This window comes from Burkholderia sp. Bp9012 (assembly GCF_003853825.1).
Taxonomy (GTDB): Bacteria; Pseudomonadota; Gammaproteobacteria; order Burkholderiales; family Burkholderiaceae; genus Burkholderia; species Burkholderia diffusa.
In genome coordinates this window covers 69,201-95,078 of sequence record NZ_QTQA01000005.1, presented here as the reverse complement: position 1 = coordinate 95,078, position 25,878 = coordinate 69,201, and the positions used below count along the sequence as shown (strand labels likewise).

The window sequence follows — 25,878 nt, the reverse complement described above, 5'->3', positions numbered from 1 at the left end:
CTCCTCGACTCAAGCGGTGGCGGCCGCAGCGGCCAGCATCTGTTCGGCGAAACGCTCGGCCGTAGCGGCCGCGGCGGCGGTCATGATGTCGAGGTTGCCCGCGTATTTCGGCAGGTAGTCGCCGAGCCCCTCGACTTCCATGAAGACCGACACGCGATTGCCGTCGAACACCGGGCCGTTCTTCAGCGTGTAGCCGGGCACGTAGCGCTGCACTTCCTTGACCATCGCATGCACGGAGGCCGTGATCGCGTCGACGTCGGGCGGCCCGTCGGTCAGGCAGTGGATCGTGTCGCGCATGATCAGCGGCGGTTCGGCCGGGTTGATCACGATGATCGCCTTGCCCTTGCGCGCGCCGCCGACCTGTTCGATCGCGCCGGACGTCGTGCGCGTGAATTCGTCGATGTTCTTGCGCGTGCCGGGGCCGACCGAGCGCGACGATACCGTGGCGACGATCTCGCCGTACGCGACCGGCTGCACGCGCGACACCGCGTACACCATCGGGATCGTCGCCTGGCCGCCGCAGGTCACCATGTTCACGTTCATCTGCGCGCTGTCGAGGTGCGCGTCGAGGTTCACCGGCGGCACGCAATACGGCCCGATCGCGGCGGGCGTCAGGTCGATCATCTTCACGCCGAGCGCGGTGAGCTTGTCGGAGTTGTCGCGGTGCACGTAGGCGGAGGTCGCGTCGAACGCGATGCGGATGTCGTCGGCGGCGACGTGCGGCAGCAGCCCGTCGACGCCCTGGTCAGTGGTCTTCAGGCCGAATTCGCGGGCGCGCGCGAGGCCGTCGGATGCCGGGTCGACGCCGACCATCCACACGGGTTCGAGCACGGCCGAGCGGCGCAGCTTGTACAGCAGGTCGGTGCCGATGTTGCCGGGCCCGATCAGTGCGCATTTGACTTTCTTCATCAGGTTCGTTCCTTTAGATAAAGCGGACGTCGCAACTGCCGATGCCGGAAATGTGCATCGACAGCGCGTCGCCGGCTGTGACCGGAATCAGTTTCGCGAGCGAGCCGGACAGCACGAACTCGCCGGCAAGCAGCGGCACGTCGTATTCGGCGAGGGTGTTCGCGAGCCACGCGACGGCGTCGGCGGGATGGCCGAGCGCCGCGTCGCCGCGGCCTTGCGCGACGCGCTCGCCGTTCTTCTCGATCGTCATTTCGCACGCGGCGAGGTCGAGCGTGCGTGGGTCGACGCGTGCTTCGCCGAGCACGTACACGCCGCACGACGCGTTGTCGGCGACGGTGTCCTCGATGCGGATCTCCCAGTCGCGGATGCGCGAATCGACGATCTCGAAGCACGGCGCGACGGCGGCGGTCGCGGCGATCACGTCGGTGCGGTCGATGCCGGGGCCGCGCAGGTCACGCGCGAGGATGAACGCGATCTCGCCTTCGGCGCGCGGCGCGATCAGCGATTCGGTGGCAATCGCCTCGCCGGCCGCGTAGTGCATGCCGGACAGCAGGATGCCGAAATCGGGCTGGCGCACGTTCAGCATGTCCTGCACGGCCTGGCTCGTCACGCCGATCTTCTTGCCGACCACCGCTTCGCCGCGCTCGACGCGGCGTTCGATGAAGCGTTGCTGGATGCGGTAGGCGTCGTCGAGCGACAGCCGGCGCGGGCGGCTCGACAGCGGCGCGACCGGCGCGCGTGCGTGCCACGCGGCGTACAGCTCGTCGCCGAGCGTCGTATGCAGGCGGGAAGACATGAAAGGGCCCTCGAATCTCGAATGGAAAAAGGCCGCCGTCGCGGGCGGCGTCGGGCGCCGGAGCGGGGCTCCGGCGCGTGGGTCGCGGGGGCGTGCCGCGTCAGCAGGTTGCTTAGTTACCCGAACTGCGGATCGCGTCCGGCGAGAAATACGCCTCGTTGAACTGCGGGCTGTTGTCGAGCTTCGGCATCGGGCCTTCGTTCGTCAGGCGGTCGGCCATGTACGCGCCGGAGATCAGGTCGTGGTAGAACACGACGCCCGGGTAGAACACCTTCGCGTCATACGCATACAGCGTCGTCGCGACGTTGGTGCGCCACAGCTGGCCGCGCGCGTCGTAGTTGTCGGCGAGCAGCGTCATCCACGAATCCTCGTCGATGTACAGCACGCGCTTCGCATACTGGTGACGGTAGTTGCTCTTCAGCGTCGCCTGCAGCACCCACACGCGATGCAGCTCGTAGCGGATGTAGGCCGGATTCTCGTGGCCCTTGGTCAGCAGGTCTGCATACTTCACCGAGCTGTCCATCGCCTTGTAGTTGTCGTACGGCACGTAGATCTCGCGCTTGCCGACGATCTTCCAGTCGTACCGGTCGCCGGGGCCGTTGTACAGGCGGTCGTCGTCGACGGTGCGGAAGCCGCCCGGGCCCTGCGGCTGGTCATAGCCGTATTCGGGCGCCTGGCGCACGCGGCGCGTGCCGGGGTTGTACATCCACGTGCGCGACGAGTTGTCGGCGCCGGCCTTGTCCCAGTTCGTGAAGCCGACGATCAGCGAGCCGCGGTCGGACAACGGCAGCTCCGTCGCATTGCGGTAGTACGTGCGGTTGTTCAGGTCGCTCTTCACGTCGAACTTGCCGGAGTTGCGCGGCGAGTAGATGTCGTAGCGCACCTTGCCCCACGCGATGTTGCCGTCCGAGTACACGACCGCCTGGTCGTAGGTCGCTTGCTCGGCGCCGATCGCCGACGAGAAGCGCTGGTTCCACAGCAGCTCGGCGGCCGTCTTCGGGATCGGGTAGGGCACCGTCGGCGGCGCGTTCGTGAGGCCGTTTGCGTCGGATGTCATCGTCGAATCCGGCGCGTACGTGCGGATGTCCTTGTAGACGGAATCCGCGTAGCGGAAGTCGCGATGGCTCGGGTACACGTTGATCTTGAACGTGGCCGGGTAGCGCTTGAACATCGCCTTCTGGCCGTCGGTCAGGTGCTCCGCGTACTGCGCCATGTTCTCCGCGGTGATCGTCGCGACCGGCTTCTCGCTCGCGAACGGATCGGGGTAGCGGCTGCCGCGCTTGTACTGCACGTCGGGCGGCGTGCCGAGCCACTTGCCCGACCACTCCGGCACGCTGCTGTCCTTGCTCGCGGCGCGCACCGCGCCCATCGGCGTGAGTGGGCCGTCGAGCGCCTTCAGGTCGTCCGGCGTGACCTTCGGGAACGACGCCGTCGCGACGAGCGCGCACGCGGCCATCACCGACGCGCGCAGGAGGGGGAGACGAGTTCGTTTCATGACAAATCCTCTTCTTGCTGAGTGACGAGCGGCCGGGCCGCTCAGAAGTGGTAGGTCGCCGTGGCCAGCACGTAGTCCCGATCGGCAAGCGGACGCGTGACGGGGTTCGGCGAACCGAGGAACTTCGCGTAGACGAGCGCCAGCGACAGGTTGCTCAGGCGCGTGAACGTGACGCCGGCGGTCACGCGGTGGTCGCCCTGGCCCGTCAGCGAGCCGAGCGCGCCGGCCAGCGGCGAGGTACCCGCCAGGTCATGCGTGTACGTAAGCGGCACGTCGAGATCCCAGCCGTTGAACACGTTCTTGTAGCTGAGCGTCCAGGCCAGCTCGAGGGCGAGCGCGTTGCGCGAGTTCGCGAGGGTCGTCGAGCCGTCGACGGCCGAGATGCCGCCGGCGTGCACGTACGTGATTTCACCGACCAGCGACTGCGAATTCGCGAGGAAGCTCGGCCCGATCGAGTAGATGCCGGACAGGTTGAGCTGCGTGACGTTCGCGCGCGTCGCCTGCGCGCCGGTCGGCGTGTTGACGAGCACGGCCGCGCCCTGGCGGTATGACGCTTCGCCCGCGACGTTGACCGGACCGACCTGCGTCGAGAAGCTCGCGCCGGTCAGCTTGATGTTGTTGAAATAGGTCTGCCGGTACTGAAGCACGGGATAGAACGACGTGACGACGCTCGGGTTCATGTCGTTGTAATGCAGGTGATACACGCCGAGCTCGGTATCGCCGAACACGCGCAAGCGTGCGCCGATACCCCACTGGTTGCGGGCGCTCGGTTTTTCGTCGGCCCCGCGCGGAATGATCATCCCGCCCGGGCCGATGATGAACTGCGCGCCCGGGCCGACCACGTCGGAATAGCTCCAGTAGGTGCCGGGCGCGGTCAGGCGGTTCTGCTGGAACGAGAACTGGTAGTAGCCGAGCAGGCTGAAGTTCGGCGTGATCTGCCACTGCGTCGAGATCTGCGGCACGGGCAGCAGGATGTCCTTCACCTGAGCGCCGGCGACATAGGACTTGGTGGCGTCGGCCGGGCCTTGCGCGCCTGCGATGTTCGGGAAGAACAGGCTTTCGCCCCAGGCGACCACCTGGTCGCCGACCTTGACGTTCAGGCTCGTCGTGCCGATCTTGAAGGTGTTGTACGCGTAGGCGGCGAGCAGCGTCGTGTGGCCGCCGGACCAGTAGCGGGCATCGCTCGTGAAGTTGTTGTACTGGCCCGACTGGTTCACGGTACCCGGAGCGTCGTTGTAGTTCGGGCGGTGATAGGCCTGATCGTAGAACGTACTCGCGCGGACGAACACACCCCAGTCGTCGTGCTTCAGGTTCACTTCGCCGAGCAGGCTGACCTGATTCTCGATCAGCTTGTTCTTCGCGAAGTTGCGATCGCCGTCGTCGCCATTGATGTTCGCGGGCGTCAGCAGATTGCCGCTCGGCGCACGCGTGCGCATGCCGAGGCCGTAACTCAGCGTGAACGTGTAGTCCAGCGTCGTGTCGGCGCCAAGGTCGATCGTGCTGCCTGCGTGCGCGTTGGGAACGGCGCACGTGAGCAGCGCGGCGGCCAGCGTCGACAGCGTGGCGGTGGCCCGCTTGTCGGTACGGCGCGAAATCCGTTGATGCATGGTGTCTCCTCTGGGGTATCGACGACGGTCGACTGTGGTTGTCGTGAGAGGCAGAGTAGGGAGATCGCGGTAGCAGGGAATCGTCAAAATGAACTAGATGACTTCCCTAGGACTGGAAACGATCGGGGCGCGCCGGTCGCGTCGCGCGCGTCAGCGTGGTTCCGTTTGCGCGGCCGCCAGGAACGCGGGCCGTTCGCCGCCGCCGTCGAGCCGCAGGTTCGCGCCGGACGTGTACGACGCATCGGGCGACGCGAGGAACAGGCACGCCGACGCGACGTCGTCGGGCGTCGCGAGCCGTCCGGCGGGAATCGTCGCGCGGATCGCGTCGAGCGCGGCGTCGTCGCCGTAATGGCCTTCGGTCGCGGATTCCGTCTGCACGAGGCTCGGGCTGATCGCGCACACGCGCACGCGCGGCGCCCATTCGACCGCGAGCGACGTGACCGCGTTGACGAGGCCCGCCTTCGCGGCGCCGTAGGCGGCGGTGCCGGGCGAGGGCCGCGATGCGCTGACGCTCGCGATGAACAGCATCACGCCGCCGTGCGGCTGTGGCTGCATGATCGCGTTCACGCGTTGCGCGAGCTGCAGCGGCGCGATCAGGTTCAGCCGCACGATCGATTCGGTGAAGCGCGGCGATGCGTCGGCCGCGAGCACGAACGGCGAGCCGCCCGCGTTGTTGACCAGCACGTCGAGGCAGCCGGTGGCGGCGCGGATCGTCGCGAGCAGCGCGTCGACCTGCTCGATGTCGCGCAGGTCGGCCGCGACGAAGGTGGCCGTGCGGCCGCCGGACGAAGGCGGCGTGTCGGGTGCGCTGCGCCCGCATACGAACACGCGCGCGCCCGCCGCGAGAAACCGCTCGGCGATGCGCCGCCCGATGCCTTTGGTGCCGCCCGTCACGAGCACCGTCTTGCCGCTGTAGTCGAATCCGTTCATCGTCTGCCTCCGTTTCGGTGGCCCGATGATAGGAACAAGCGCGCGCGGTTTCGTAGTCTGAAAGGATGATGCCGGCCGGCGCCGGCGGCGCAATCATCGTGGCAGGCATCCATCGATCGACGAAGGAGACAACCCGCGATGACGACCCCCACGACGCCGCCGACCGGCATCTTCACCGACGTACCGGGCGGCCTGCGCCTGCATCATTTCGAGGCGGGCGAAGGCCGCCCGGTGGTGTTCATCCACGGCAGCGGCCCGGGCGCCAGCGGTTTCAGCAACTTCAAGCACAACTACCCCGCGTTCGCGGAAGCCGGCCATCGCGCGATCGTCGTCGACCTGCCGGGCTACGGGCAGTCGTCGAAGCCGTCCGACGTCGCCTACACGCTCGATTTCTTCGTCGGTGCGCTGCATGCGCAGCTGTCCGCGCTCGGCATCGGGCCGGCCGTGCTGCTCGGTAACTCGCTGGGCGGTGCGATCGCGCTGAAATACGCGCTCGATTATCCCGACGAAGTCGACGGGCTGATCATGATGGCCCCGGGGGGCGTCGAGGATCGCGACACCTATTTCCGGATGGAAGGAATCCAGAGGATGGTGAAGCTGTTCACCAATCGCCAGATGAATGACGACACCATGCGCGAGCTGCTGACGCTGCTGGTGCACGACCCGGCGATCGTCACCGACGGGCTCGTCGCCGAGCGGATGAAGGTGTGCGTCGAGCAGCCGACCGAAGTGCTGTCGACGATGAGCGTGCCGAACCTGACGGGTGCGCTCGGCGACCTGCGCTGCCCGGTGCTCGGCTTCTGGGGCACGGACGATCGCTTCAATCCGGTCGGTGGCGCGCTGACGTTCCTCGAACGCTGCCGCGACGCGCGCTTCGTGCTGCTGAACCGCTGCGGCCACTGGGTCATGGTCGAGCACGCGGCGTATTTCAACCGCGAATGCCTCGATTTCCTGGCGGCGCCTGGCGCGGCCGCGGCGCGATAATGCCGGATGCCCTTGATGACCGGCTCGTTCGAGGCCGGTTCGCCTGACTACACGGAGACACAATGAACCTCATCGAAGACCTGTTCGACCTGCGCGGCAAGGTGGCCGCGATCACCGGCGGCGCGCGCGGCATCGGCGCGGAAACGGCACGCACGCTGGCCGCGGCCGGCGCGAGCGTCGCGATCCTCGACGTGCTGTCGCAACCGGCGGAAGCGCTGGTCGAGGAGATCCGCGCGCAGGGTGGCCAGGCCGCGTTCTGGTCGCTCGACGTGACGCACGAGGCCGACGTGGCGCGCGTGTTCGGCGAGATCGTCGCGCGCTTCGGGCGCCTCGACGTGCTCGTGAACAACGCGGGCATCGAAGGGCACAACGTGCCGACGCACGAGCTCACGCTCGCACAATGGCAGCGCGTGCAGGACGTGAACGTCAACGGCGTGTTCCTGTGCACGCGTGCCGCGATTCCGCACATCGAGGCGGCCGGCGGCGGCTCGATCGTGAACCTGTCGTCGATGTACGGGATCGTCGGCGGCCCCGACGTGCCGGCGTATCACGCGTCGAAGGCGGCGGTGCGAATGATGGCGAAGGTCGACGCGATGCTGTATGCGGCGAAGAACATCCGCGCGAACTCGGTGCATCCGGGCTATATCCGCACGCCGATGCTCGAGGAGGCGTTCCGCCAGATGGGGCAGAACCCCGACGACGTGTTTGGTTATCTGCAGACGCACGTGCCGATGGCGAAGATCGGCAGCCCGCGCGACATCGCGGCCGGCATCCTGTATCTCGTGTCGCCGGCGGGCCGCTACGTGACGGGTGCGGAGCTGGTGATCGACGGCGGATACACCGCGCGCTGACGCGCCGCGGCGGTCGAAACGAAACAGGAGACAGGCAGTTGAAAGCGCTCGTGGCAGTGAAGCGCGTGGTCGACGCGAACGTGAAGGTCGGCGTGAAGTCCGACCGCACCGGCGTCGACATCGCGAACGTGAAGATGTCGATGAACCCGTTCGACGAAATCGCGGTGGAAGAAGCCGTGCGATTGAAGGAGGCCGGCGTCGTGACGGAGGTGGTGGCGGTGTCGGTCGGTGTCGCCCAGGCACAGGAAACGCTGCGCACGGCGCTGGCGATCGGCGCGGATCGCGCGATCCTCGTCGAATCGAACGACAGCGTCGAGCCGCTGGCGGTGGCGAAGATCCTGAAGGCGCTGGTCGACAAGGAACAGCCGCAACTGGTGATCCTCGGCAAGCAGGCGATCGACGACGATTCGAACCAGACGGGTCAGATGCTGGCCGCGCTGGCGGGCCTGCCGCAAGCGACGTTCGCGTCGAAGGTCACGATCGCCGATGGCCGCGCCACGGTTGCGCGTGAAGTCGACGGCGGCGCGGAAACGCTGTCGCTTCAACTGCCGGCCGTCGTCACGACCGACCTGCGCCTGAACGAGCCGCGCTACGTGACGCTGCCGAACATCATGAAGGCGAAGAAGAAGCCGCTGGAAACGGTGAAGCCGGAAGACCTGGGCGTGGACGTCACGCCGCGTCTGAAGACGCTGAAGGTGGCCGAGCCGCCGAAGCGCGCGGCCGGCGTGAAGGTGCCGGACGTGAAGACGCTGGTCGAGAAGCTGAAGACCGAAGCCAAGGTGCTGTAAGAGGGAGCGGACGAACATGACGATTCTGGTAATTGCCGAGCACGATGCGGTATCGGCAGGCGGGGCTTCGCCGATCAAGGCCGCGACGTTGAATGCGGTGGCGGCGGCTGCCGAGGTTGGCAAATTCGTCGGCGGCGACGTTCACGTGCTGGTCGCGGGACACGCCGCGCAAGCAGCGGCAGACGCAGCGGCGAAGATCGCAGGCGTGTCGAAGGTGTTGCTGGCCGACGCGCCGCAGCTTGCGGACGGGCTCGCAGAGAACATCGAAGCGACCGTGCTGACCATCGCGGAGCACTACTCGCACATCCTCGCGCCGGCAACCGCCTACGGCAAGAACGTCGCACCGCGCATCGCCGCGAAACTGGACGTCGCGCAGATCTCGGACATCACGGCGGTCGTTTCGGCCGACACGTTCGAGCGTCCGATCTACGCGGGCAACGCGATCGAGACGGTGCAGTCGAGTGATTCGGTCAAGGTGATCACGGTGCGTGCGACGGGTTTCGATCCGGTTGCAGCCGTTGGCGGCAGCGCAGCGATCGAGAAGATCGAAGCGGCGGCCGATGCAGGCAAATCGCAGTTCGTGAGCCGTGAAGTGACGAAGCTGGATCGTCCGGAGCTGACGTCGGCGAGCATCATCGTGTCGGGCGGCCGTGGTCTGGGCAGCGGTGAAAACTACACCACGGTGCTGGAGCCGCTGGCCGACAAGCTGAACGCCGCACTCGGCGCATCGCGCGCGGCAGTCGACGCCGGCTACGTGCCGAACGACTATCAGGTCGGCCAGACCGGCAAGATCGTCGCGCCGCAGCTGTACATCGCGGTCGGCATCTCGGGTGCGATCCAGCACCTGGCCGGCATGAAGGATTCGAAGGTGATCGTCGCGATCAACAAGGATCCGGAAGCGCCGATCTTCAGCGTGGCCGATTACGGCCTCGTCGGCGACCTGTTCACGCTCGTTCCCGAAGCGGCCGCGGTGCTCTGAGCGATGCCGCTGTTCGAATTCAACGGCATGCGGCCCCGCGTCGATCCGACTGCGTACGTTCATCCGAGCGCAGTCGTGATCGGCGACGTGACGATCGACGCGGGCTGCTACATCGGCCCGCATGCGAGCCTGCGCGGCGACTTCGGCGCGATCGTCGTCGAGGCAGGCAGCAACGTGCAGGACGGCTGCGTGCTGCACGTCGGCATCGGCGAGACGTGCCGGCTCGGCGTGAACAGCCACGTCGGGCATGGCGCGATCGTGCACGGCGCGACGCTCGAACCGGACACGATGGTCGGGATGAACGCGGTCGTGATGGACGGCGCGACGATCGGCGCGACGACGATCGTTGCGGCCTGCGCGTTCGTGAAGGCCGGCTACGACGTGCCGCGCGGCGTGCTGCTCGCTGGCGTGCCGGGGCGCGTGGTGCGGCGACTGAGCGCCGCGGAGATCGACGCGAAGGCGAATGGCACGCGGGTCTATCAGCAGCTCGCGGTCGATTGCCTGACGACGCTCAGGCAGATCGACGGCGCGTAAGCGATGTGCGTCATCGATCCGGCGGCGATGATTGCCGACGAGAAAGCCGTCGTCGGGCGGCGTGAATGCTGCAAACCCGCGTGCGTCGAGCACCGAACGCAGCCGTGCCGACAGCGCGGCGCCATCGATTTTCTCGGGGTTTGTGCGGATAGCGGTTGGCCGTCGTGCATGCCGGTCGTGACGTTCGCGCGGGATCGATTGCCTGATGCGGCGTCGTTGTCTTAAGATCGGCGTCAGACCATCCCACCGCCTCCGGCGCCGAATGAAAACGACCTTACGCCTGCGCGTCGCCATCATCGCTTCGGCTTTCGCCGTCTATCACGTATTCATGCACGTCCAGTGGGTCGCCAGCGGTTGCATCGCGTTCCTCGGCAGCCGGCATTGCAGCTTCGAGAACAGTGCCAATTTCGAAGGAATGATGGACCTCGACCTGCTGCTGACCTGCGCGTGGGTCGCGGGCGCGATGATGGGGTGGTTCGCCATCGCACGTGCGCCGAGGAAGCCCGGCTGACCGAGCGGGCGTCCCGCAGCCGCCTATCGAGTGCGCACCGGCGCGGGCCGGTCGTGAAGGAACGCGAGCGACAGCGCCGCGAGACCGCAGCTCGCGATGAGCATCAGCAACGCGCCCTTGCCGGCGTGCACCATCACCCAGCCGCCGACCGACGGAAAGCCGAACGTACCAATGAAATACGACGCGACGAACCACGTCAGCACGCCGTGCCGTTGCGTATCCGCGCAATCGTCGAGCGCCTGCGCCTGGATGACCGGATACATGAGCCCGTAGCCGGCGCCGAGCAGCACGGCCGCGACGGACTGTAGCGATGCATGCTCGGCGGCGCCGAACATGGCGAGCGCACCGAGCATCATCATCATGAGCAACCCCTTGGTCGCGGTTTCGGGGCGCGCCATCCTAACCCATTTCCCGAGCAGCCAGCGCGCACTCAGCACCGTCATCGTGTAAAGGCTGAAGAATGTGCCGGCACGCGCCTGCGTGCCTTGCATGAGCGACATCTGGAACGTCATCAGGCCGGAGAACACGCAGGTGCCGAGTGCGATCATCGCGATCGGCGCGGCCGCGCGCGTGCGCGAGATGGCCCGGAGTTCGCGCACCCAGCGGCCACCGGACGCAGCGGCGGGCGGGCGCGGACACAGGCGACCGAACGCCTCGAACACCAGCGACGCGATCGCGCACAGCGCGCCGACCGCATAAAGCGTGTCGTCGATCGACCAGTGGAGCAGGCGCATCGCATACGCCGAGAACGCCGGGGACATGCCGATCCCCGTCATCTGGAAGGTCGCCGAACGGAAGAACCACACGTTTCGGGCGGCGCCGCTCGTGCGCTCGGCAAGCGACATCGGCGCGGCCAGATGAAACGCGCCCCAGCCGAAGCCGACCAGGAAGCCGGACGGCAAATCGGCCGTCGGCGCGCGCCCGACGAGTGCGAAGCCGACGATGCCGGCGCCGATGCACAGAGACGACAGCGCGGCGATCCGCGCGGCGCCGATCTGCCGCGAGAACCAGCCGACCACCGCCAGACCGGCGAAGGTGCCGACGGTCGCGGCGGCCAGTGCGGCTCCGGTATCGAGATCGCTGCCGCCAATCGCGCGAAAGCGCATCGACAGCAGGAAGGTTGCGCCGTAGCCGCCCGCGGTGAGCAGGGTGCCGACGAGAAAGAGCAACGCAGTTTGAACGCGCATGACAGCCATCCGGGGCGGCAGAGACGGTCAGGAAATCGTCGATTGCGAGACAGTATGGACCAGGACCGATGCGGGATGCCCGCATTTGCGATGACGGGATCGTGCCGTCGGTTTATGCCGGACATGGCTTGAACATGGTGCGCAGGACGCGCCGTTTCGTGCGGTGCGGCCCGCGTCGCAGGCGCCGCACGACTACGATGAATTCGTCGGATCAGCGTCGTTGCACGGCGCCGCTCACGGCGTTTTCTTCGCTCGTTCGCGCGTCTCGCGCGGCCTTTGCTTTCCCCTGTGCGCTGCACTAGATTCGAAGCATTACTTGCCACCGAACGCACGAGGTGAAACCATGACGCCATGGGAAATTCAGGGAACCGAACTGATGAACTGCAATTGTTCATACGGTTGCCCCTGCCAGTTCAATTCGTTGCCGACGCACGGCAACTGCGAAGCGATGGGTGCGATTTCGATCGACAGCGGCCACTACGGCGACGTCGTGCTCGATGGCGTCCGGATCGCGGTCGTGTTCCAGTGGCCGGGGCCGATTCACGAGGGCCACGGACGGTGCCAGCCGATCGTCGACGAGCGCGCGAGTCCCGAGCAGCGCGAGGCCGTGCTGAAGATCATGACCGGTCAGGACACCGATCCGTTCGCGACGATGTTCTCCGTGTTCGCGTCAACGCTCGAGCACGCATACGATCCGATCTTCGCGAAGATCGATTTCGACGTCGATGTCGATGCGCGGCGCGGCCGGATCGGCGTCGAGGGCGTGTTCGACATCGTCGGCGAACCGATCCGCAATCCGGTGACGGGCGCGGAGCATCGCGCGCGGATCGACCTGCCGCACGGCTTCGAATACGAGCTGGCCGAGATCGGTTCGGGCACCGGCCGGTCGCGTGGCCACATCGAGCTGAATCTCGAGCGGAGCTACGCGCAGTTCGCGCGGCTGCACCTGAACAACCACGGGCTGATCCGGCATCGCGTCGCGGCATGATCCCCGTCGGCGATTTTCTCGGGCGCGAGCGCGTCGTCACGCTGCTCGGCATGACCGCGCTCGTCGGCGCGTGCTGGGTCTACCTGTGGACGGGCGCGGGTACCGGCATGTCGGCGCTGGACATGACTGCGGTGGCGTTGTTCCCGCATCGGCTGGCCGACGACATGGGGACCATGGATCCGTCGCTTGCGACCGTGGTCCTGATGTGGTGGGTGATGATGATCGCGATGATGACGCCCAGTGCGGCGCCGCTCGTACTGTTGTACCGGCGGGTGCTGCGGCATCACGGTGCGCAAGGAGCCGGGGCGGCTTTGACGTCGGCGTTCCTGCTGGCGGGCTATCTGGCCGCGTGGTTCGCGTTTTCGGTCGCCGCGGCCGTGCTGCAGACGCTGTTGCAGCCCGCCGGCCTGATCTCCGGAATGATGCTGTGGTCGAAGAGCGCCGTATTGTCCGCGATCGTCCTCGCGCTGGCCGGCGCCTATCAATTCTCGCCGCTGAAACAGGCGTGCCTACGGCAATGTCGGTCGCCGGTCCGGTTTCTCACGACGTACGGGCGCCCGGGACTCACGGGCAGCTTCCTGCTCGGCGTGCGGCACGGCGCGTATTGCGTGGGCTGCTGCTGGTTGCTGATGGCGCTGCTGTTCGTCGGCGGCGTGATGAACGTCGTGTGGATCGTCGCGTTGTCGCTGTTCGTGCTCGTAGAAAAAGTGCTGCCGGGCGGCGAGCGCGTTGGCCGCGCACTGGGCGTCGTGCTGATCGCGTGGGCGGTTGCGACGTTGCTGGTGTAGCGGGCGCGTTCGTCATTGGCGGAACAACGGAGTGTCCCGATGAAAATCCGATACCTCGCCATCACCGTCCTCGGCGCGATGGCCGTCGTTCCGACGCCGGTGCGTGCGGGCGGCAGCATGCCCGACATGAACATGGGCGACATGAAGATGTCGGCGCCGGATTCGGCGTTGACCGATGCCGAAGTGAAACGGATCGATGCCGCGCACGGCATGGTGACACTGAAGCACGGCGCCCTCGAGAACGTCGGGATGGCGCCGATGACGATGGCGTTCAAGGCCGGGGACCCGGCGATGATCGAGTCGCTGCACGTGGGCGACAAGATCAAGGTCCGGGTCGAGCGCGTGCGGGGCACGCTGACGATCGTGAAGCTCGTGCAACGGCAGTAACGGTCGCGCAAGCGACCGCTTGCCTGGCGACCGTCACGGGCCGGTCGCCGGCGCTAACCCGGTCCGTCACCGGAATCGCCGCCGGCTTCGGCAAAATTCAACTCGACGCCATTGCCGGCCGGGTCGGTGAAAAACAGCTGCAGCTGGCGCGTGAGCGGCACATACGTGCGTGAGTACCTGACCTGCGCGTCGGCCAGGCGCCGTTCCATGTCGGCGGCGTTCTCGCACGAAAACGCCATATGATCGAACGTGTTGACGACGTGCGGCGGCCGGACCTCGCCCGGCTGCGCTTCGGACAGGTGGAGGATCGCCTGCGCCCCCGCGTAGAGCCAGTAGCCGTTGCTCTGGAACGGCGGTCGGTAGCCTGGCTGGAGGCCCACGACGTTCACATAGAAGTCGCGCAGCGTATCGAGCGTGGCACGATCCGCGCGCAGGTTGTAATGATTGAGTCCGATGACTGACATGGCAGGTTGTCCGGTTCGAGCAAGGTGCGCACCGCACAGCATCGCGCAACGCGGGGTGTCGTGTCACCCCCGAATGCCTTTGACCGCCGCTGCCGGGCGCGCGAGCCCGCGCGCCGGCAGTGGCGTCGACATCACGATCGACGTGCGCGTTTCGCCGTAGAGGTTGATGCGCTCGATCAGTTGCTCGAGGTGCGCCATGCTGACGGCGACGAACCGCATCACGTAGGAATCCGCGCCGGTCACGTGATGGCACTCGACCACTTCGGGAATCGTCTCCAGCAGCTTCAGGAATTTCGCCTTCGCCGGCTGCGGCACCGTGATGCCGATCAGCGCGCTCACCGGGTAGCCGGCCGCGGCCGGATTGACCCGCGCCGTGTAGCCGTCGATCACGCCCGCCGACTCGAGGCGCTTCACGCGTTCCGTGACCGCCGGCACCGACAGGTGAACCTGGCGCGCCAGTTCCGTGTAGCTGATGCGGCCGTTGGCCTGCAGCAGCGCGAGTATCTTCCAGTCGAGTTCATCCATCGCGGCGGAGTTTTTAAGGTGAAAGACTCATTTTTCCTTAAAAACCGCCTTCAGCGGCGACCGGACTTTCCCTACGATGCGGTTCATGTCATTGCATGTCGCGAGGAGCCGGCCATGCTGTTCATCAAGTCCGTCGTGATGGGGTTGTCGATCGCGGTGCCGGTCGGCCCGATCGGCATGCTCTGCATTCAGCGCAGTCTGAGCCGCGGCTTTCACGCGGGGTTCGCGACGGGCATCGGCGCCGCGTGCGCCGACGCGATCTACGGGCTGCTCGGGGCGCTGGGCGTCGCCGGCATCGTCACTGCGTTTCCGATGCTGACCGTCACGCTGAAAATCGTCGGCGGCGCGTTCCTCGTGTGGCTGGCCTGGTCCATCGCGCGGCAGGCGCCGGCCGCGTCTGCGGTGCACGACGTGCCGCGCGCGACCGTGCTTCGCGATTTCCTGACGACCTTCGGCCTCACGCTGTCGAACCCGATGACGATCCTGTCGTTCGTCGGGATCTTCGCGGCGCTCGGCCCGCTGGCGGGCACGCATGAAGGCGCGATGGGGCCGCCCGTGACCTTGATGGTCGCGGGCGTGTTCCTCGGATCCGCGACGTGGTGGCTGTGCCTGAGCAGCGCGACCGCCGCGTTGCGCACGAAGATGCCGCTGACGTTCATGCGCGGGCTGTCGCGCGTATCCGCAGCCGTGATCGCGGTGTTCGGCGCGATCCAGTTGATCGCGGGCATGCACGGCGTCGTCTGGTCATGACGCGAATCGCGGCATCGACACCCCGCGCGCGCGGTCAGAACGTGTAGCTGACCTTGCCGAACGCGGTGCGGCCGAGCGTGTTGTAGCCGTACGCGGTCATGTACTGACGGTCGAACAGGTTCGACAGCGTCGCCGACACCGTCAGGTGCGAATTGATCCTGTACGACGCGCGCAGGTTCACGGTCAGGTACGACGGCAGATACGTCGTGTTGGCCGGGTCGTCGAACGTCGTGCCGCCGTAGTTCAGCGACGCGCCCGTGCTCAGTGCATGCAGGTGCAATTCGTCCCACGTGTGGTCGACGTTGACGCTGACCGTCTGGCGCGGCCGGCGGTTGAGCCAGCTGTCGTTGGTTTCGTCCTGGGGATTCAGGAAACCGATCGCGATGCTCACTGGCGTATGGCGGCCGATCGTGCCCTTGTACGACAGGTCGATGCCGCGGATATGCGAGCGACCGATGTTCATCGGCGAGCGCGTCGCGGGGTTGTACGCGATCAGATTGTTGATGCGCGTGTCGTAGATCGCGGCGCTGAACGTGCCGTACGCCGTGTTCGCGTCGAGCGCGGCCTCGACCGAATCGCTGCGTTCCGGGTTCAGGTCCGGATTGCCGTAGCCCGGGTAGTACAGGTCGTTGAACGAGGGAAGGCGGAACGCGTTGCCGTAGGACACGCGGGCCGTATAGACCTGCGTGATGGCCCACGACAGCGCGGCATTGCCGGTGTTGACGGCCTTCCCGGCGATGATCTCGTGCCGCCCCGCGACGAACATCGTCACGCTGCCGAGCGTCGCCGACTGATGCAGCGAGAACGCGGAGTCGTTGCGCGTGGGCACGCCGTCGGGCACGTCGACCGGCAGGAATGCCTGTTCGCGCGTGAAGTCGTACGCGAGCTTCGTCTCGCCCGACAGCGGCAGGCCGAACAGTCGGAAGCCATGCTCCTGGTGGGTCAGCGACGTCGACGAACTGATGCGCTGCGAATTGATCTGGTCGGTCGGGATCGTCGGGTCGCTCGCATACAGGAACTGGCGGTCGTTCGCATAACCGAACGACTGGTCGAACTGGGTGTCGGGTGTGATGTCGAGATGGAACGCGATGCCGGTCGTCAGCTGATGATCGAGCTCGCGATTCGCAAAGCCGGCGTTGTCATAGGACAGGTCGGAGCGGTGATACAGCGCGAACGTCGAGATCGACCAGTTGTCGCGCGCGTAGCCGAGTCGCGCATCGAGGTCCTGCGCATGATACGGATTGCGGCCGGCCTCGTGGCCGTACGCGAACGGTCGCGTCGCGTCGATGCCGGCCGTGTTGTAGTCGTGCAGGCCGAGCGTGTAGGTGAGGCCGCCGAGCGCGGCGAGCGGCCCCGTCGACGGCACGGTGCCCGACGTGCGCAACTGCGTGTCGAAGGTCTTGTTCGAGCCGCCGCCGAACGACACGGTCGTCTGGTTCGGCTGGCCGGCGGCGCGGCGCGTGAACAGTTGCACGACGCCGCCCATCGCATTCGCGCCGAACGATGCGGCGGCCGGCCCCGAGATCACCTCGACGCGTTCGAACGCCTCGGTCGGCAGGTCGGCCCACGGCGCGATGCCGGTCGTCGGCGAGCCGATCCGGATGCCGTCGATGAACACCGCGACCTGGTTGGCGGACGAGCCGCGGATGCTCACGGACGCGGACGAGCCGGGGCCGCCGTTTTGCGAGACGGTCACGCCCGGCAGCGTCGCGAGCGCCTGCGTGATGCTCGGGTCGCTCGGCGACAGCCGATCGAGATCGGCGCGCGTGAGCACCTGCGTCGTCGCATAGCGCTGGTCGAACGATTCGGGCAGGTGCCGTGTGTCGGTCACGCTGATCGTCGGCAGGTCGGCGGCTTCGGCGGGTTGGGGCGGCTGCGGGAGCGCCGCGTCGCCTGCGGCATGGGCGATCGGGGCGAACAGCGCCGTGGCGGCGGACGTGGCGAGAAGGTGGCGAAGATTCATGAGGCAATGAACGTGATCGTGTTGCAGGTACGGCGAGCGTGAGCGGGTGGCGGTGCGTACCGCCCGGGTTCGTGTTGGTCTATCGCGAGACCGGGGAGCGTGGGCGGTCGTCGCGAGGATCGGGCGACACGGCACGGCGCACGCGTGCGCACACGCCGCGCCCATGGCTGGCTGGCGCGACGGCACGACGCTTCCGGCGAGGAAGCGGAGGCGGAAAGACTGGACATCTGAAGGGTCCTGAGGTCGGGCCGTCCATGCAACGGGGCGACCGCCAAAGGTGGTGCCTGGCGCTCCGGGACACCCCGCCCGGCGCGGCTGCTTGGACCTCGGGTCGATGGCAGGTCTCCTGGCTCGCGGGTCGCTATTCGCACCGGCCTTCCCGGTTTCCCAGTGGCGTGGGGTAGTGCGGATTCGCCGCTCACAGTTGCGGGGGCAGCCGCAGATTCGAGGCGCTGCCTCTTCTGCGTTCCCTTTTCATCCCGTCTCCGGGAACCATCAGCGCGCAAGCGTAATGGCGAGCGCTCCGGCGCGTCAATTGGCGAAGCGCGCAGGGATGCGAAAAAACGTCAGTGATCGCCGGATTTTTTCCAAATCCATTCTTGCGAGACACGCCGGCCGCTTTACATCTGATGAAATGGGGCGCTGGCCGCGCGGCAATCGCGCCGGAACCGGCTCGGCGCGACACCCGTCCATCGCACGAACGCACGCCGGAATGCTTCCTCGCCGCCGAACCCGAGATGCGCGGCGATTCGCGCGACCGGCCAGTCCGACTCGCGCAGGCAGCGCCGTGCGACGTCGGCGAGACACTGCTCGTGCAACGCGTGATAGCCGCTGCCTTCGGCAGCCAGCCGCCGTCGCAACGTCGCCTCGCTGACGCCGAGCCATCTCGCCAGTTCGGCGAGCGTGGGCAGCGCCTGCTCGCGCGCGAGCGCCGCGTCGAGAAAACCGCGTACCTGCTGCGCCCATGACACGACGGCCGGCGCCGCATCGATCAGACGAAACGGAAAATCGACGAGGAACGTGGCCAGTTCGCCCGGCTGGCGGATCACGCGGGCATCGAGCTGCGCGGCGTCGAATGCGAAGCCATAGGTTTTGCGGCCGACGTCGACCGGCGCATTGAACAGCCCGAGCAGCGGCATCGCGTCGTCGCGGCGCTGATGGCCGAGCCAGACTTCGTCCGGCCGCAGCGGCTGCCCGATGAGCCAGCCGAACAGTTGCAGATAGCAGAACAGGCCCGTCAGGTCGACGAGGCACGCGGCCGGGCTGCGCGTGCGGCGCAGCGAATCCATCCGGAACGTCGCGCGCGCGTCACGCACCGCGAGCGACAGCGCACCGGCGCGCGGCGTCAGCATCTCGCAGAACTCGGCCGCGCAGCGGATCGCGTCGGCGAGCGTCGTGCAACTGAGCAGGCAGCGGCACATCAGGTCGACTTCCTGCTTGCGCATCGGCGGATGGCCGTTGCCGCGCGCGACTTGCGCCTCGAGCCGCTCGATGGCGTCGCGGTACAGCGCGACGAAGCCGCCTGGCGTCGTCGACGCGACGTCAGCGGCCGACGTCGCCGGTCGTTCCACTGGCGGTGCGCCGCTGCGCGTCAACTCGTCCCGCAGGCGGTCGCCGAGGCCCGGCAGCATGCGACCGCGTGCCGGCAATGCGCGTTGTTTCATATCTCTGCCGATCTGAGCGTTGCGACAGGGGCGGGTGAGCGGGCCGGTAGGGGTTCGCCGGCCGTCGCCACGCAAGAATGTTATCCACGCCGGCCGCTTCCGGCCTCGCCGGAACGGCGTAGGCGGCCGGCATCGCATTGCGCCACGAACGAACCGAGACGACCCGCGAATGATCCAGATCGTAGACGAAATCACCCTCGCACCCGAACGCATTCCCGACGTGCTGGCGCTGCTCCGCGACCGTTATTTGCCGGGCCACGCGGCGCGCGGACTGACGGCGGCCGGCCGCTGGGTGTCGCCGCCCGTCGCGGTGCCGGGGCAGCCGAGCACGCTGTGGCTGACGTGGCAGGTTGCCGATGCGCCGGCGTACTACCGGATGCGCGCGCTGACCGACGGTGACGTCGTTGCGTTCTGGACAGCCATCGATGCGCTGTGCGACGCCCGCCGCCGCCATGTGATGACGGACGCCGATGCACCGCTGCCTGCACTGACGGAGGTCGACCATGCGGCATGACACGGCGCAGATATTCGTTTCGGCGACCGACGATGCCAGCGCGGTCGAGCGTGCATTGCGCGACGCCGCGCATGCGCTGCCCGGCGCGACCCGCGTTGCGCTGGCACGCAATCTGGAAGGCTGCTGGAACGCTGGCGACTACACGCTCGACGTGCTGCGCGACGAACGGGCGACCGACCACGCGCCGGGCTTCACCGCGCTGGCCCGCATACCGGGCGTCGTGCGGATCGACGGCGCCGCATGCCGGGCGATCGGCGGCGGTCTGCGCGAGCCGGCGCTGCGCGACGGCGTATGGCGCACGCTGATGTTGCGCGTGCGGCCGGAGGCCGACGAAGCCCAGGTACGCGACCTCGAGCGCGAGTTGCTGCGCATGCCCGCGTTCATGCCCGGCATCCGCAACTGGCGGCTGAGCAGGATCGTGACGCCGGGTGCGTGGACCCACGTCTGGCAACAGGAATTCGCGCACGTCGGCGATCTGCTCGGCGAGTACCTGCTGCATCCGTATCACTGGGGCTGGGTCGACCGCCGCTTCGACGCCGAAAGCCCCGACTGGACGGTCGATGCGATCGCGCACGCGTTCTGTCCGCTCGCGTCGAGCCTGCTGGCCGACACGGCGGCGTGACGCGCGGCGCACGCGACCCGCCGCCATGCAAACGACAACCCTGGAGACACCACCATGCGAGCCTTGCTGATCGACCGCATCGGTCATTCCGACGCGCTGCGAATGGCCGACGTTCCGGCACCGAGGCCGGGCCCCGGCGACGTGCTGATTCGCGTCGCGTACGCGGGTGTCAATCCCGCCGACTGGAAATGCCGCGAAGGCTATCTCGGCGCGTTCATGCGGATCACGTTTCCGTTCGTGATCGGCTTCGACGCGGCCGGTGTGGTCGAGGCGGTCGGCGATGGCGTGGAAGGATTCGCGCCCGGGATGCGCGTGTTCGCGCAGACCGACGTCGGCGCGGGGCGCTGGGGCGCGTATGCGGAATACGTCGCGGTGCGGCACGACTCGGTCGTGCGCCTGCCCGACACGGTCGGCTTCGCGGAAGCGGCGGCCACGCCGACCCCCGCGCTGGCGGCGTGGGCGGGCCTGTTCGACGACGGCGGGCTGCGTGATGGGCAGACCGTGCTGGTGCACGGCGGCGCGGGCGCGGTCGGCACGTTCGCGATCCAGCTTGCCGCGCAGGCGGGCGCGCGCGTCGCGGCGACGTGCTCGGCCCGCAACCGCGCGAGCGTCGAGGCGCTCGGCGCGGCGGCGAGCATCGACTATCGCGCACAGGACATCGCCGCGGCCGTGCGGGCGTGGGCGCCCGGCGGCGTCGATCTGGTGCTCGACGCGGTCGGCGGCGCCACACTGGCCGATGCACTCGACCTGCTGGCACCGGGCGGCACGCTCGTCAACATCATGACGCTCGCGGCCGGCGACGCGGAGCGATTGGCCGCGACGGGCGCCGAAGCCGCGAAGCGCGGCCTGCGCACCGCGATGACGTACAGCCGGATGCCGAGCGGCGCCACGCTGGCAGCGATCGCGGAACGGCTCGGCCGTGGCGCGCTACGCGTGCCGCGCTTCGAGCGCTTTCCGCTCGAACAGGCGGCGCGCGCACTCGATCTCGTTCAAACGGGCGACGCGAAAACCAAGTTCGTGTTGCACGTTGCGGATATCGCGGGCTGACGCAGAACGGCCCGCACATGACACCCCTTTTACCGGAGACATCATGACCGACACCCGAACCGCGACGCTTGCGGGCAAATGCGCGCTCGTGACCGGCGCGAGCCGCGGCATCGGCCGCGCGATCGCGCAGCGCCTCGCGTCGGAAGGCGCGACCGTCGTCGTGACGGCGCGCAGCCTCACGCAATCCGCGACGACCGCCGGCACGCTCGCCGAAACGGTCGCGCTGATCGAGCAGGCGGGCGGCCGCGCGATCGCAGTGGCGGCCGACCTGTCGAACCCGGCCGAGCGCGACGCGCTCGTCGGGCGCGCGGCGAAGGCGGCCGGCGGCCTCGACATCCTCGTGAACAACGCGGGCGTGGCCGACTACGCACGCGTCGACGCGATGCCGATGGCGATGTTCGACACGACGATCGAGCACTATCTGCGCATTCCGTTCGCGCTGAGCCAGGCAGCGATTCCGCTGATGCGCGCGCGTGGCGCCGGCTGGATCGTGAACGTCGGCTCGGTCACGGCGCTCGCGCCGCTGCGGCCGTTCGACGATTTCTCGCGCGCGGGCGGCGCGACCGTCTATGCGGCGGTCAAGGCCGCGCTGTCGCGCTTCACGCAAGGACTCGCGGCCGAGCTCGAAGCCGACGGCATCGCGGTGAACCTGGTCGCGCCGAGCACCGCGATCCGCACGCCGGGCGCGGCCCGCTACATCCCTGAAGGCTATCCGACCGAGGACGTCGCGTATCTCGCGGAAACCGCGCTCGCGCTGTGCAGCCTGCCGGCAAGCGAGCGCACGGGCCTCGTCACGCACAGCCTGCATTTCCCGCTGTCGCAGGGGCTCGCGGTGCGCTCGCTCGACGGCCGCACGCCGTTGCCGCCACCCGTGATTCCCGCATACGCGCATCCGAGCATCGACCCGACAGGACATTGACATGACGACTTCGATTCGCTTCGACGGCGGTACCGCCGTGATCACCGGCGCGGCCAGCGGTATCGGCAGCGGGCTCGCGCGCCACGCCGCCGGGCTCGGCATGCGCGTGGTGCTGGCCGATCTCGACCGGGGGAAGCTCGACGCGTTCGCCGCGACGCTCGACACCGACGTGCTGTGCGTGCCGACGGACGTCAGCCGCCCTGAAGCCGTCGATGCGCTGGCCGACGCCGCATGGCAGCGCTTCGGCGGCGTCGACCTGCTGTTCAACAACGCAGGCGTGATGGCGACCGGCTTCAGCTGGGAAATCACGCCGGAACGGTTCGAGCGCAGTTTCGCGATCAACGTGCACGGCGTGATGAACGGGATCCGCAGCTTCGTGCCGCGCATGCTCGAGCGCAACATGCCCGCGCGCATCGTCAATACGGCGTCGGTCGGCGGCTTCCTGCCGAGCCCGTTGATGTCGCCTTACTCGGCGACGAAATTCGCGGTGGTCGCGCTGACCGAATCGCTGCACGGCGAGCTCAAGATGCTCGGCGCGCCGGTCGGCGTGTCGCTGCTCGCGCCGGGCCCGGTGCAGACGGGCATTTTCAACGACCCGTTCGGCGCCGCGCACGACCGGCCCGAGGTGCAGGGCTTCGTCGACACGATGCGCGCGATGCTGAACGCGCACGGGCTCACGCCCGACGCATTTGCGGCGCGGGCGTTCGACGGCATTCGCGACGGGCGTTACTGGCTGATTCCGCAGCCGGAGACGATCGACGGCGCGCTGCAGCGGCGCACCGCGGACATCCTCGCCGCGCGCGATCCGTCGCTGCCGTCGTTGTGAAGTCATGGCGCGGGCCGGCCGACCGACGCGGCCGGCTCACGCCGGGTTACATATGCGTGCCGGCGTGCGTGCGGCCGCTGGGTTCGCCACCGCGGTCGGGCGGCGTATTGTTCTGATCGATCTTCGCGAGCACGAAGCCGGCGTGCGGCAGCGCGGCGGGCGATCGGTGGGCGGCCTGCGCGACCGGGTCGTGCGGCGAAGTGGCGGAAAAACCGGATGACGTCGCGCCCGGTTGCGCGAACGCCGTGAGGGATGCTGCCGCGAGGGCGGCGGCGACGATCGCGTGCGTGTTCATGGCGACTCCTTCTTCACGACTGACTGCGGGACAACGCATTCAGTGTAGGGCGCGAAACTTAACGCGACGTGAAGGAGTGGCGGCGCGCGGATGACGGGATGTTCATGCAGTCATCCGCGCGCCGCGACGCTCACGCGGATGCGGCGACCAGCGCGCAGAAGTTCTCGAGATCGACGTTGCCGCCGCTGATCACGATGCCGACGCGCTTGCCTTTCAGTTCGTCCTTCATCCGGCGCGCGGCCGCGAGCGACAGGCAGCCGGTCGGCTCGACGACAATCTTCATACGGGTCGCGAAGAAGCGCATGCAGTCGACCAGTTCCGCGTCGGTCGCGGTCAGGATGTCGTCGACGTCGCGCCGCAGGATCGGGAACGTCAGGTTGCCGAGGTGCTGCGTCTGCGCGCCGTCGGCGATCGTGCGCGGCGTGTCGATATGGACGATCGACCCGGACCGGAACGATTGCTGTCCGTCGTTGCCCGCTTCCGGCTCGACGCCGTACAGCTTCGCGTGCGGCGACAGCGCGCGCGTCGCGAGCGCCGTGCCCGACAGCAGGCCGCCGCCACCGAGCGGCGTGAACACCGCGTCGAGCGGCCCGACCTCGTCGAACAATTCCTTCGCCGCCGTGCCCTGGCCCGCGATCACGTCTGCGTGGTCGTACGGCGGCACCAGCGTGAGCCCGTGCTGCTCCGCGAGCGCGCGACCGATCTGCTCGCGGTCCTCGGTATAGCGATCGTAGGTCACGACGTTGCCGCCGTAGCCGCGCGTCGCGGCCATCTTCGCGGCCGGCGCGTCCTGCGGCATCACGATCGTCGCCGGGATGCCGAGGATGCGCGCCGACAGCGCGATCGCCTGTGCATGGTTGCCGGACGAGAACGCGACGACGCCGTTGCGTCGCTGCGTCGCGTCGAAGCGCGACAGCGCGTTGAACGCGCCGCGGAACTTGAACGCGCCCATGCGCTGCAGGTTCTCGCACTTGAAGAACACCTGCGCGCCGAGCGCTTCGTCGATCGTTCGCGACGTCATCACGGGCGTGCGGTGCGCGCGGCCGTCGAGCCGTGCCGCGGCGGCCGCGACGTCGTCGTAGGTGGGGAGGGTCGGAGTGTTCATGAGTCGCTCGTCGGAAGAGTCGGTCAACAGGTCAGCGGGGCGCATCCGCCTCACGCATCATTTCGCATCGTTGTATACGGTGGCGCGCGACACGCCGAGATGCTGCGACACGATTTCCATCGCGCGGCGCACCTCGAGGAAGCCGTCGGCCTTCAGCGTCTGCATCAGCTCGCGGCGCTGGTCGGTCTTCAGTTCGCGCGGCGTGGTCGCGAGGCGCGTCGCGAACGCGTCGATGCGCTGCCGGATCGCGTCCGCGCCGGCCGGGTCGAGCGTTTCGGCGACCGGCGCGCCTTCGGTGCTGCAGAACTGGTTCAGCATCCCCTGGAAACCGCGGAACAGTGTGACGTCCGCGTTCAGGCACAGCGCGGCCACATAGCGGCCGTTCGAATCCTTGATGCCGATCGACGTGCTTTTCGCCGTGCGGCCGTCGGCGAAGCGGTTCGCGTAGTTCGCGAGCACCTGCGGGAAGTCGTCGTCGTCGATGCGGGCGAGCCCGAGTTCGGTCGCCGGATCGCCGATCGCGCGGCCCGACAGGTTGTTATGGATCGCGAGGATCGCGTGCTTCGGCGTGCGCAGGTCGTGCACGACGACTTCGGTGAACGGCGCGAACATCGCGCCGAGCCCTTCGGCGATGCGCAGCACCTGCTCGATCAGCGACGCCTGTTCCAACTGCGGCCTGGAGCGGGGCGTGGTCATGGTTTGGCCTCGAGCGCGGGCGCGTCGGTCGTTTCCGGCCGCGTGATGTCGGCCAGCAGCGGGCGGGCGATCCGCACGTAGTCGGACGCGTCGAGCACGACCGAGCGGTCGAGGCGGCCCGCGTTGAACGCGATTTCGTCGTTGAGTTCGATCAGTGCGGGGTCGACGACGAGCGTCACGTTCGCGTCGAACACGAACGGCGGCACGGCGCCCATCACGCAGCGCGTGACCGTGGCGGCAAGTTCGGGCGGCGCGAGTGTCGCCTTGCGGCGGCCGACCGCGTCGGCGACCTTGCGGAAATCGATCTTCAGATGGCCGGGGATGACCGCGAGCGCGGTGACGTCGCCGCCGTCCTTGAACGTGCAGAGCATCGCCTTCGCGCCCTGTTCGGGACGCGTGCCGCGAATCGCGGCGATCACGTCGGATTTGCCTTCGGCCGGGTGATCCAGCACGCGGAACCGCGCGCCGGAGGTGTTCAGCAGCTCGCACAGCGCGTCAAAAACGGGATAGTCGCTCATGTCGATCCGGGCAGGAGGGCGCATCACGGTACGCGGGGGACGGCGTGCCTCGGTTTGCCGTCGATGAATTGTCCAAGTATAGACGTTTTGTCATGTGCATGGCAAAGCCCCGAAACAGGGATCGCCATGTTTGTCCTCCCACCAACTGCCGAAAGGCCGTTTCATATCGCGGAATGCGCGCGGAATTCCCGCCGCGCCGCCGTCCCGCCGCTTGAAAACCGGTTTTGCATCGCAAA

Annotated in this window: 30 protein-coding genes and 1 riboswitch; of the genes, 16 read left to right on the top strand and 14 right to left on the bottom strand. The window is 67.9% G+C overall.

Translation table 11 applies throughout. The features are described from left to right. Positions 1-9 precede the first annotated feature (9 nt). The 5 genes from DIE11_RS08455 to DIE11_RS08435 all read right to left on the bottom strand — a co-directional run bounded on the left by DIE11_RS08455 (position 10) and on the right by DIE11_RS08435 (position 5,737). On the bottom strand, positions 10-909 hold the full coding sequence (locus DIE11_RS08455) for an acetaldehyde dehydrogenase (acetylating) (protein WP_124622811.1): 900 nt from the start codon (positions 907-909) through the stop codon (positions 10-12). Positions 910-922: 13 nt separating this feature from the next. Beyond that, the gene (gene dmpE / locus DIE11_RS08450) at positions 923-1,705 is read right to left on the bottom strand and encodes a 2-oxopent-4-enoate hydratase (RefSeq protein WP_124622809.1); all 783 of its coding nucleotides are present in this window, start codon (positions 1,703-1,705) and stop codon (positions 923-925) included. A gap of 112 nt (positions 1,706-1,817) precedes the next feature. Further along, a complete protein-coding gene (locus DIE11_RS08445) occupies positions 1,818-3,200 on the bottom strand; it encodes a DUF1329 domain-containing protein (protein WP_124622807.1) in 1,383 nt (460 codons plus the stop codon). Between the two features lie 41 nt (positions 3,201-3,241). Beyond that, positions 3,242-4,807 (bottom strand): DUF1302 domain-containing protein, encoded by a 1,566-nt coding sequence (locus DIE11_RS08440; protein WP_124622805.1) that lies wholly within the window; start codon positions 4,805-4,807, stop codon positions 3,242-3,244. 150 nt (positions 4,808-4,957) lie between these two features. After that, on the bottom strand, positions 4,958-5,737 hold the full coding sequence (locus DIE11_RS08435) for an SDR family oxidoreductase (protein ID WP_124622803.1): 780 nt from the start codon (positions 5,735-5,737) through the stop codon (positions 4,958-4,960). A gap of 138 nt (positions 5,738-5,875) precedes the next feature. Here DIE11_RS08435 and DIE11_RS08430 point away from each other — a divergent pair, with 138 nt between their 5' ends. From DIE11_RS08430 to DIE11_RS08400, 7 genes are all read left to right on the top strand, one after another. Next, positions 5,876-6,721: an alpha/beta fold hydrolase gene (locus DIE11_RS08430; RefSeq protein WP_124622801.1), complete on the top strand. Its 846-nt coding sequence runs from the start codon at positions 5,876-5,878 to the stop codon at positions 6,719-6,721. Between the two features lie 62 nt (positions 6,722-6,783). After that, on the top strand, positions 6,784-7,572 hold the full coding sequence (locus DIE11_RS08425; RefSeq protein ID WP_124622799.1) for an SDR family NAD(P)-dependent oxidoreductase: 789 nt from the start codon (positions 6,784-6,786) through the stop codon (positions 7,570-7,572). Between the two features lie 38 nt (positions 7,573-7,610). After that, on the top strand, positions 7,611-8,360 hold the full coding sequence (locus DIE11_RS08420) for an electron transfer flavoprotein subunit beta/FixA family protein (protein ID WP_059679432.1): 750 nt from the start codon (positions 7,611-7,613) through the stop codon (positions 8,358-8,360). A gap of 16 nt (positions 8,361-8,376) precedes the next feature. Next, positions 8,377-9,339 (top strand): electron transfer flavoprotein subunit alpha/FixB family protein, encoded by a 963-nt coding sequence (locus tag DIE11_RS08415; RefSeq protein ID WP_124622798.1) that lies wholly within the window; start codon positions 8,377-8,379, stop codon positions 9,337-9,339. 3 nt (positions 9,340-9,342) lie between these two features. Continuing rightward, complete coding sequence (locus tag DIE11_RS08410; RefSeq protein WP_124622796.1) at positions 9,343-9,873, top strand: transferase hexapeptide repeat family protein; 531 nt, start codon at positions 9,343-9,345, stop codon at positions 9,871-9,873. A 3-nt stretch (positions 9,874-9,876) separates the two neighbouring features. Further along, the gene (locus tag DIE11_RS08405; RefSeq protein ID WP_124622794.1) at positions 9,877-10,098 is read left to right on the top strand and encodes a hypothetical protein; all 222 of its coding nucleotides are present in this window, start codon (positions 9,877-9,879) and stop codon (positions 10,096-10,098) included. Between the two features lie 37 nt (positions 10,099-10,135). Then, positions 10,136-10,384, top strand: coding sequence for a hypothetical protein (locus tag DIE11_RS08400; protein WP_059600512.1), 249 nt, complete (start codon positions 10,136-10,138; stop codon positions 10,382-10,384). A gap of 23 nt (positions 10,385-10,407) precedes the next feature. Here DIE11_RS08400 and DIE11_RS08395 read toward each other — a convergent pair whose 3' ends face one another. Continuing rightward, positions 10,408-11,571 (bottom strand): MFS transporter, encoded by a 1,164-nt coding sequence (locus DIE11_RS08395; RefSeq protein ID WP_124622792.1) that lies wholly within the window; start codon positions 11,569-11,571, stop codon positions 10,408-10,410. Between the two features lie 343 nt (positions 11,572-11,914). Between DIE11_RS08395 and DIE11_RS08390 the strand changes: the two genes are divergently transcribed. The 3 genes from DIE11_RS08390 to DIE11_RS08380 are packed head-to-tail and all read left to right on the top strand — an operon-like array spanning position 11,915 to position 13,734. After that, entirely contained in the window at positions 11,915-12,559 is a 645-nt protein-coding gene (locus DIE11_RS08390; protein ID WP_124622789.1) for a DUF1326 domain-containing protein, read from the top strand. Beyond that, positions 12,556-13,347 (top strand): DUF2182 domain-containing protein, encoded by a 792-nt coding sequence (locus DIE11_RS08385; RefSeq protein ID WP_059600510.1) that lies wholly within the window; start codon positions 12,556-12,558, stop codon positions 13,345-13,347. The genes DIE11_RS08390 and DIE11_RS08385 overlap by 4 nt, the downstream gene beginning before the upstream one ends. 39 nt (positions 13,348-13,386) lie before the next feature. Further along, positions 13,387-13,734 (top strand): copper-binding protein, encoded by a 348-nt coding sequence (locus DIE11_RS08380; protein ID WP_124622787.1) that lies wholly within the window; start codon positions 13,387-13,389, stop codon positions 13,732-13,734. 53 nt (positions 13,735-13,787) lie between these two features. Here the strand turns inward: DIE11_RS08380 and DIE11_RS08375 are convergent, their stop codons facing one another. Further along, positions 13,788-14,198 carry a VOC family protein gene (locus tag DIE11_RS08375; protein WP_124622785.1) on the bottom strand — a complete coding sequence of 137 codons (411 nt, stop codon included), beginning with the start codon at positions 14,196-14,198 and terminating at the stop codon, positions 13,788-13,790. A gap of 63 nt (positions 14,199-14,261) precedes the next feature. Continuing rightward, complete coding sequence (locus tag DIE11_RS08370; RefSeq protein ID WP_059510400.1) at positions 14,262-14,723, bottom strand: Lrp/AsnC family transcriptional regulator; 462 nt, start codon at positions 14,721-14,723, stop codon at positions 14,262-14,264. Positions 14,724-14,837: 114 nt separating this feature from the next. Here DIE11_RS08370 and DIE11_RS08365 point away from each other — a divergent pair, with 114 nt between their 5' ends. Beyond that, entirely contained in the window at positions 14,838-15,473 is a 636-nt protein-coding gene (locus DIE11_RS08365) for a LysE family translocator (protein ID WP_124622783.1), read from the top strand. A gap of 34 nt (positions 15,474-15,507) precedes the next feature. Here the strand turns inward: DIE11_RS08365 and DIE11_RS08360 are convergent, their stop codons facing one another. Together DIE11_RS08360 and DIE11_RS08355 are read right to left on the bottom strand one after the other, a co-directional pair. Further along, positions 15,508-17,436 carry a TonB-dependent receptor domain-containing protein gene (locus DIE11_RS08360; RefSeq protein WP_124622781.1) on the bottom strand — a complete coding sequence of 643 codons (1,929 nt, stop codon included), beginning with the start codon at positions 17,434-17,436 and terminating at the stop codon, positions 15,508-15,510. A gap of 318 nt (positions 17,437-17,754) precedes the next feature. Continuing rightward, positions 17,755-17,948, bottom strand: a riboswitch (cobalamin riboswitch). A 108-nt stretch (positions 17,949-18,056) separates the two neighbouring features. Next, positions 18,057-19,100: an AraC family transcriptional regulator gene (locus tag DIE11_RS08355; protein WP_124622779.1), complete on the bottom strand. Its 1,044-nt coding sequence runs from the start codon at positions 19,098-19,100 to the stop codon at positions 18,057-18,059. A gap of 169 nt (positions 19,101-19,269) precedes the next feature. Between DIE11_RS08355 and DIE11_RS08350 the strand changes: the two genes are divergently transcribed. The 5 genes from DIE11_RS08350 to DIE11_RS08330 are packed head-to-tail and all read left to right on the top strand — an operon-like array spanning position 19,270 to position 23,028. Continuing rightward, complete coding sequence (locus tag DIE11_RS08350; protein ID WP_059679445.1) at positions 19,270-19,614, top strand: hypothetical protein; 345 nt, start codon at positions 19,270-19,272, stop codon at positions 19,612-19,614. After that, positions 19,604-20,236 carry a Dabb family protein gene (locus DIE11_RS08345; RefSeq protein ID WP_124622777.1) on the top strand — a complete coding sequence of 211 codons (633 nt, stop codon included), beginning with the start codon at positions 19,604-19,606 and terminating at the stop codon, positions 20,234-20,236. Before DIE11_RS08350 ends, DIE11_RS08345 begins: the two co-directional genes overlap by 11 nt. 54 nt (positions 20,237-20,290) lie before the next feature. Beyond that, positions 20,291-21,283, top strand: coding sequence for an NADP-dependent oxidoreductase (locus tag DIE11_RS08340; protein ID WP_124622775.1), 993 nt, complete (start codon positions 20,291-20,293; stop codon positions 21,281-21,283). Between the two features lie 43 nt (positions 21,284-21,326). Next, entirely contained in the window at positions 21,327-22,202 is an 876-nt protein-coding gene (locus tag DIE11_RS08335; protein ID WP_124622774.1) for an SDR family NAD(P)-dependent oxidoreductase, read from the top strand. A 1-nt stretch (position 22,203) separates the two neighbouring features. Beyond that, positions 22,204-23,028, top strand: a complete 825-nt coding sequence (locus DIE11_RS08330) for an SDR family NAD(P)-dependent oxidoreductase (protein ID WP_124622772.1) — start codon at positions 22,204-22,206, stop codon at positions 23,026-23,028. 46 nt (positions 23,029-23,074) lie between these two features. Here the strand turns inward: DIE11_RS08330 and DIE11_RS08325 are convergent, their stop codons facing one another. From DIE11_RS08325 to DIE11_RS08310, 4 genes are all read right to left on the bottom strand, one after another. Next, on the bottom strand, positions 23,075-23,323 hold the full coding sequence (locus DIE11_RS08325) for a hypothetical protein (RefSeq protein WP_059600498.1): 249 nt from the start codon (positions 23,321-23,323) through the stop codon (positions 23,075-23,077). Between the two features lie 130 nt (positions 23,324-23,453). Beyond that, on the bottom strand, positions 23,454-24,428 hold the full coding sequence (locus DIE11_RS08320) for a threo-3-hydroxy-L-aspartate ammonia-lyase (RefSeq protein WP_059679721.1): 975 nt from the start codon (positions 24,426-24,428) through the stop codon (positions 23,454-23,456). A gap of 57 nt (positions 24,429-24,485) precedes the next feature. After that, on the bottom strand, positions 24,486-25,124 hold the full coding sequence (locus tag DIE11_RS08315) for a transcriptional regulator (RefSeq protein ID WP_124622770.1): 639 nt from the start codon (positions 25,122-25,124) through the stop codon (positions 24,486-24,488). Then, the gene (locus DIE11_RS08310; protein ID WP_124622769.1) at positions 25,121-25,642 is read right to left on the bottom strand and encodes a YbaK/prolyl-tRNA synthetase associated domain-containing protein; all 522 of its coding nucleotides are present in this window, start codon (positions 25,640-25,642) and stop codon (positions 25,121-25,123) included. The genes DIE11_RS08315 and DIE11_RS08310 overlap by 4 nt, the downstream gene beginning before the upstream one ends. Positions 25,643-25,878 lie beyond the last annotated feature (236 nt).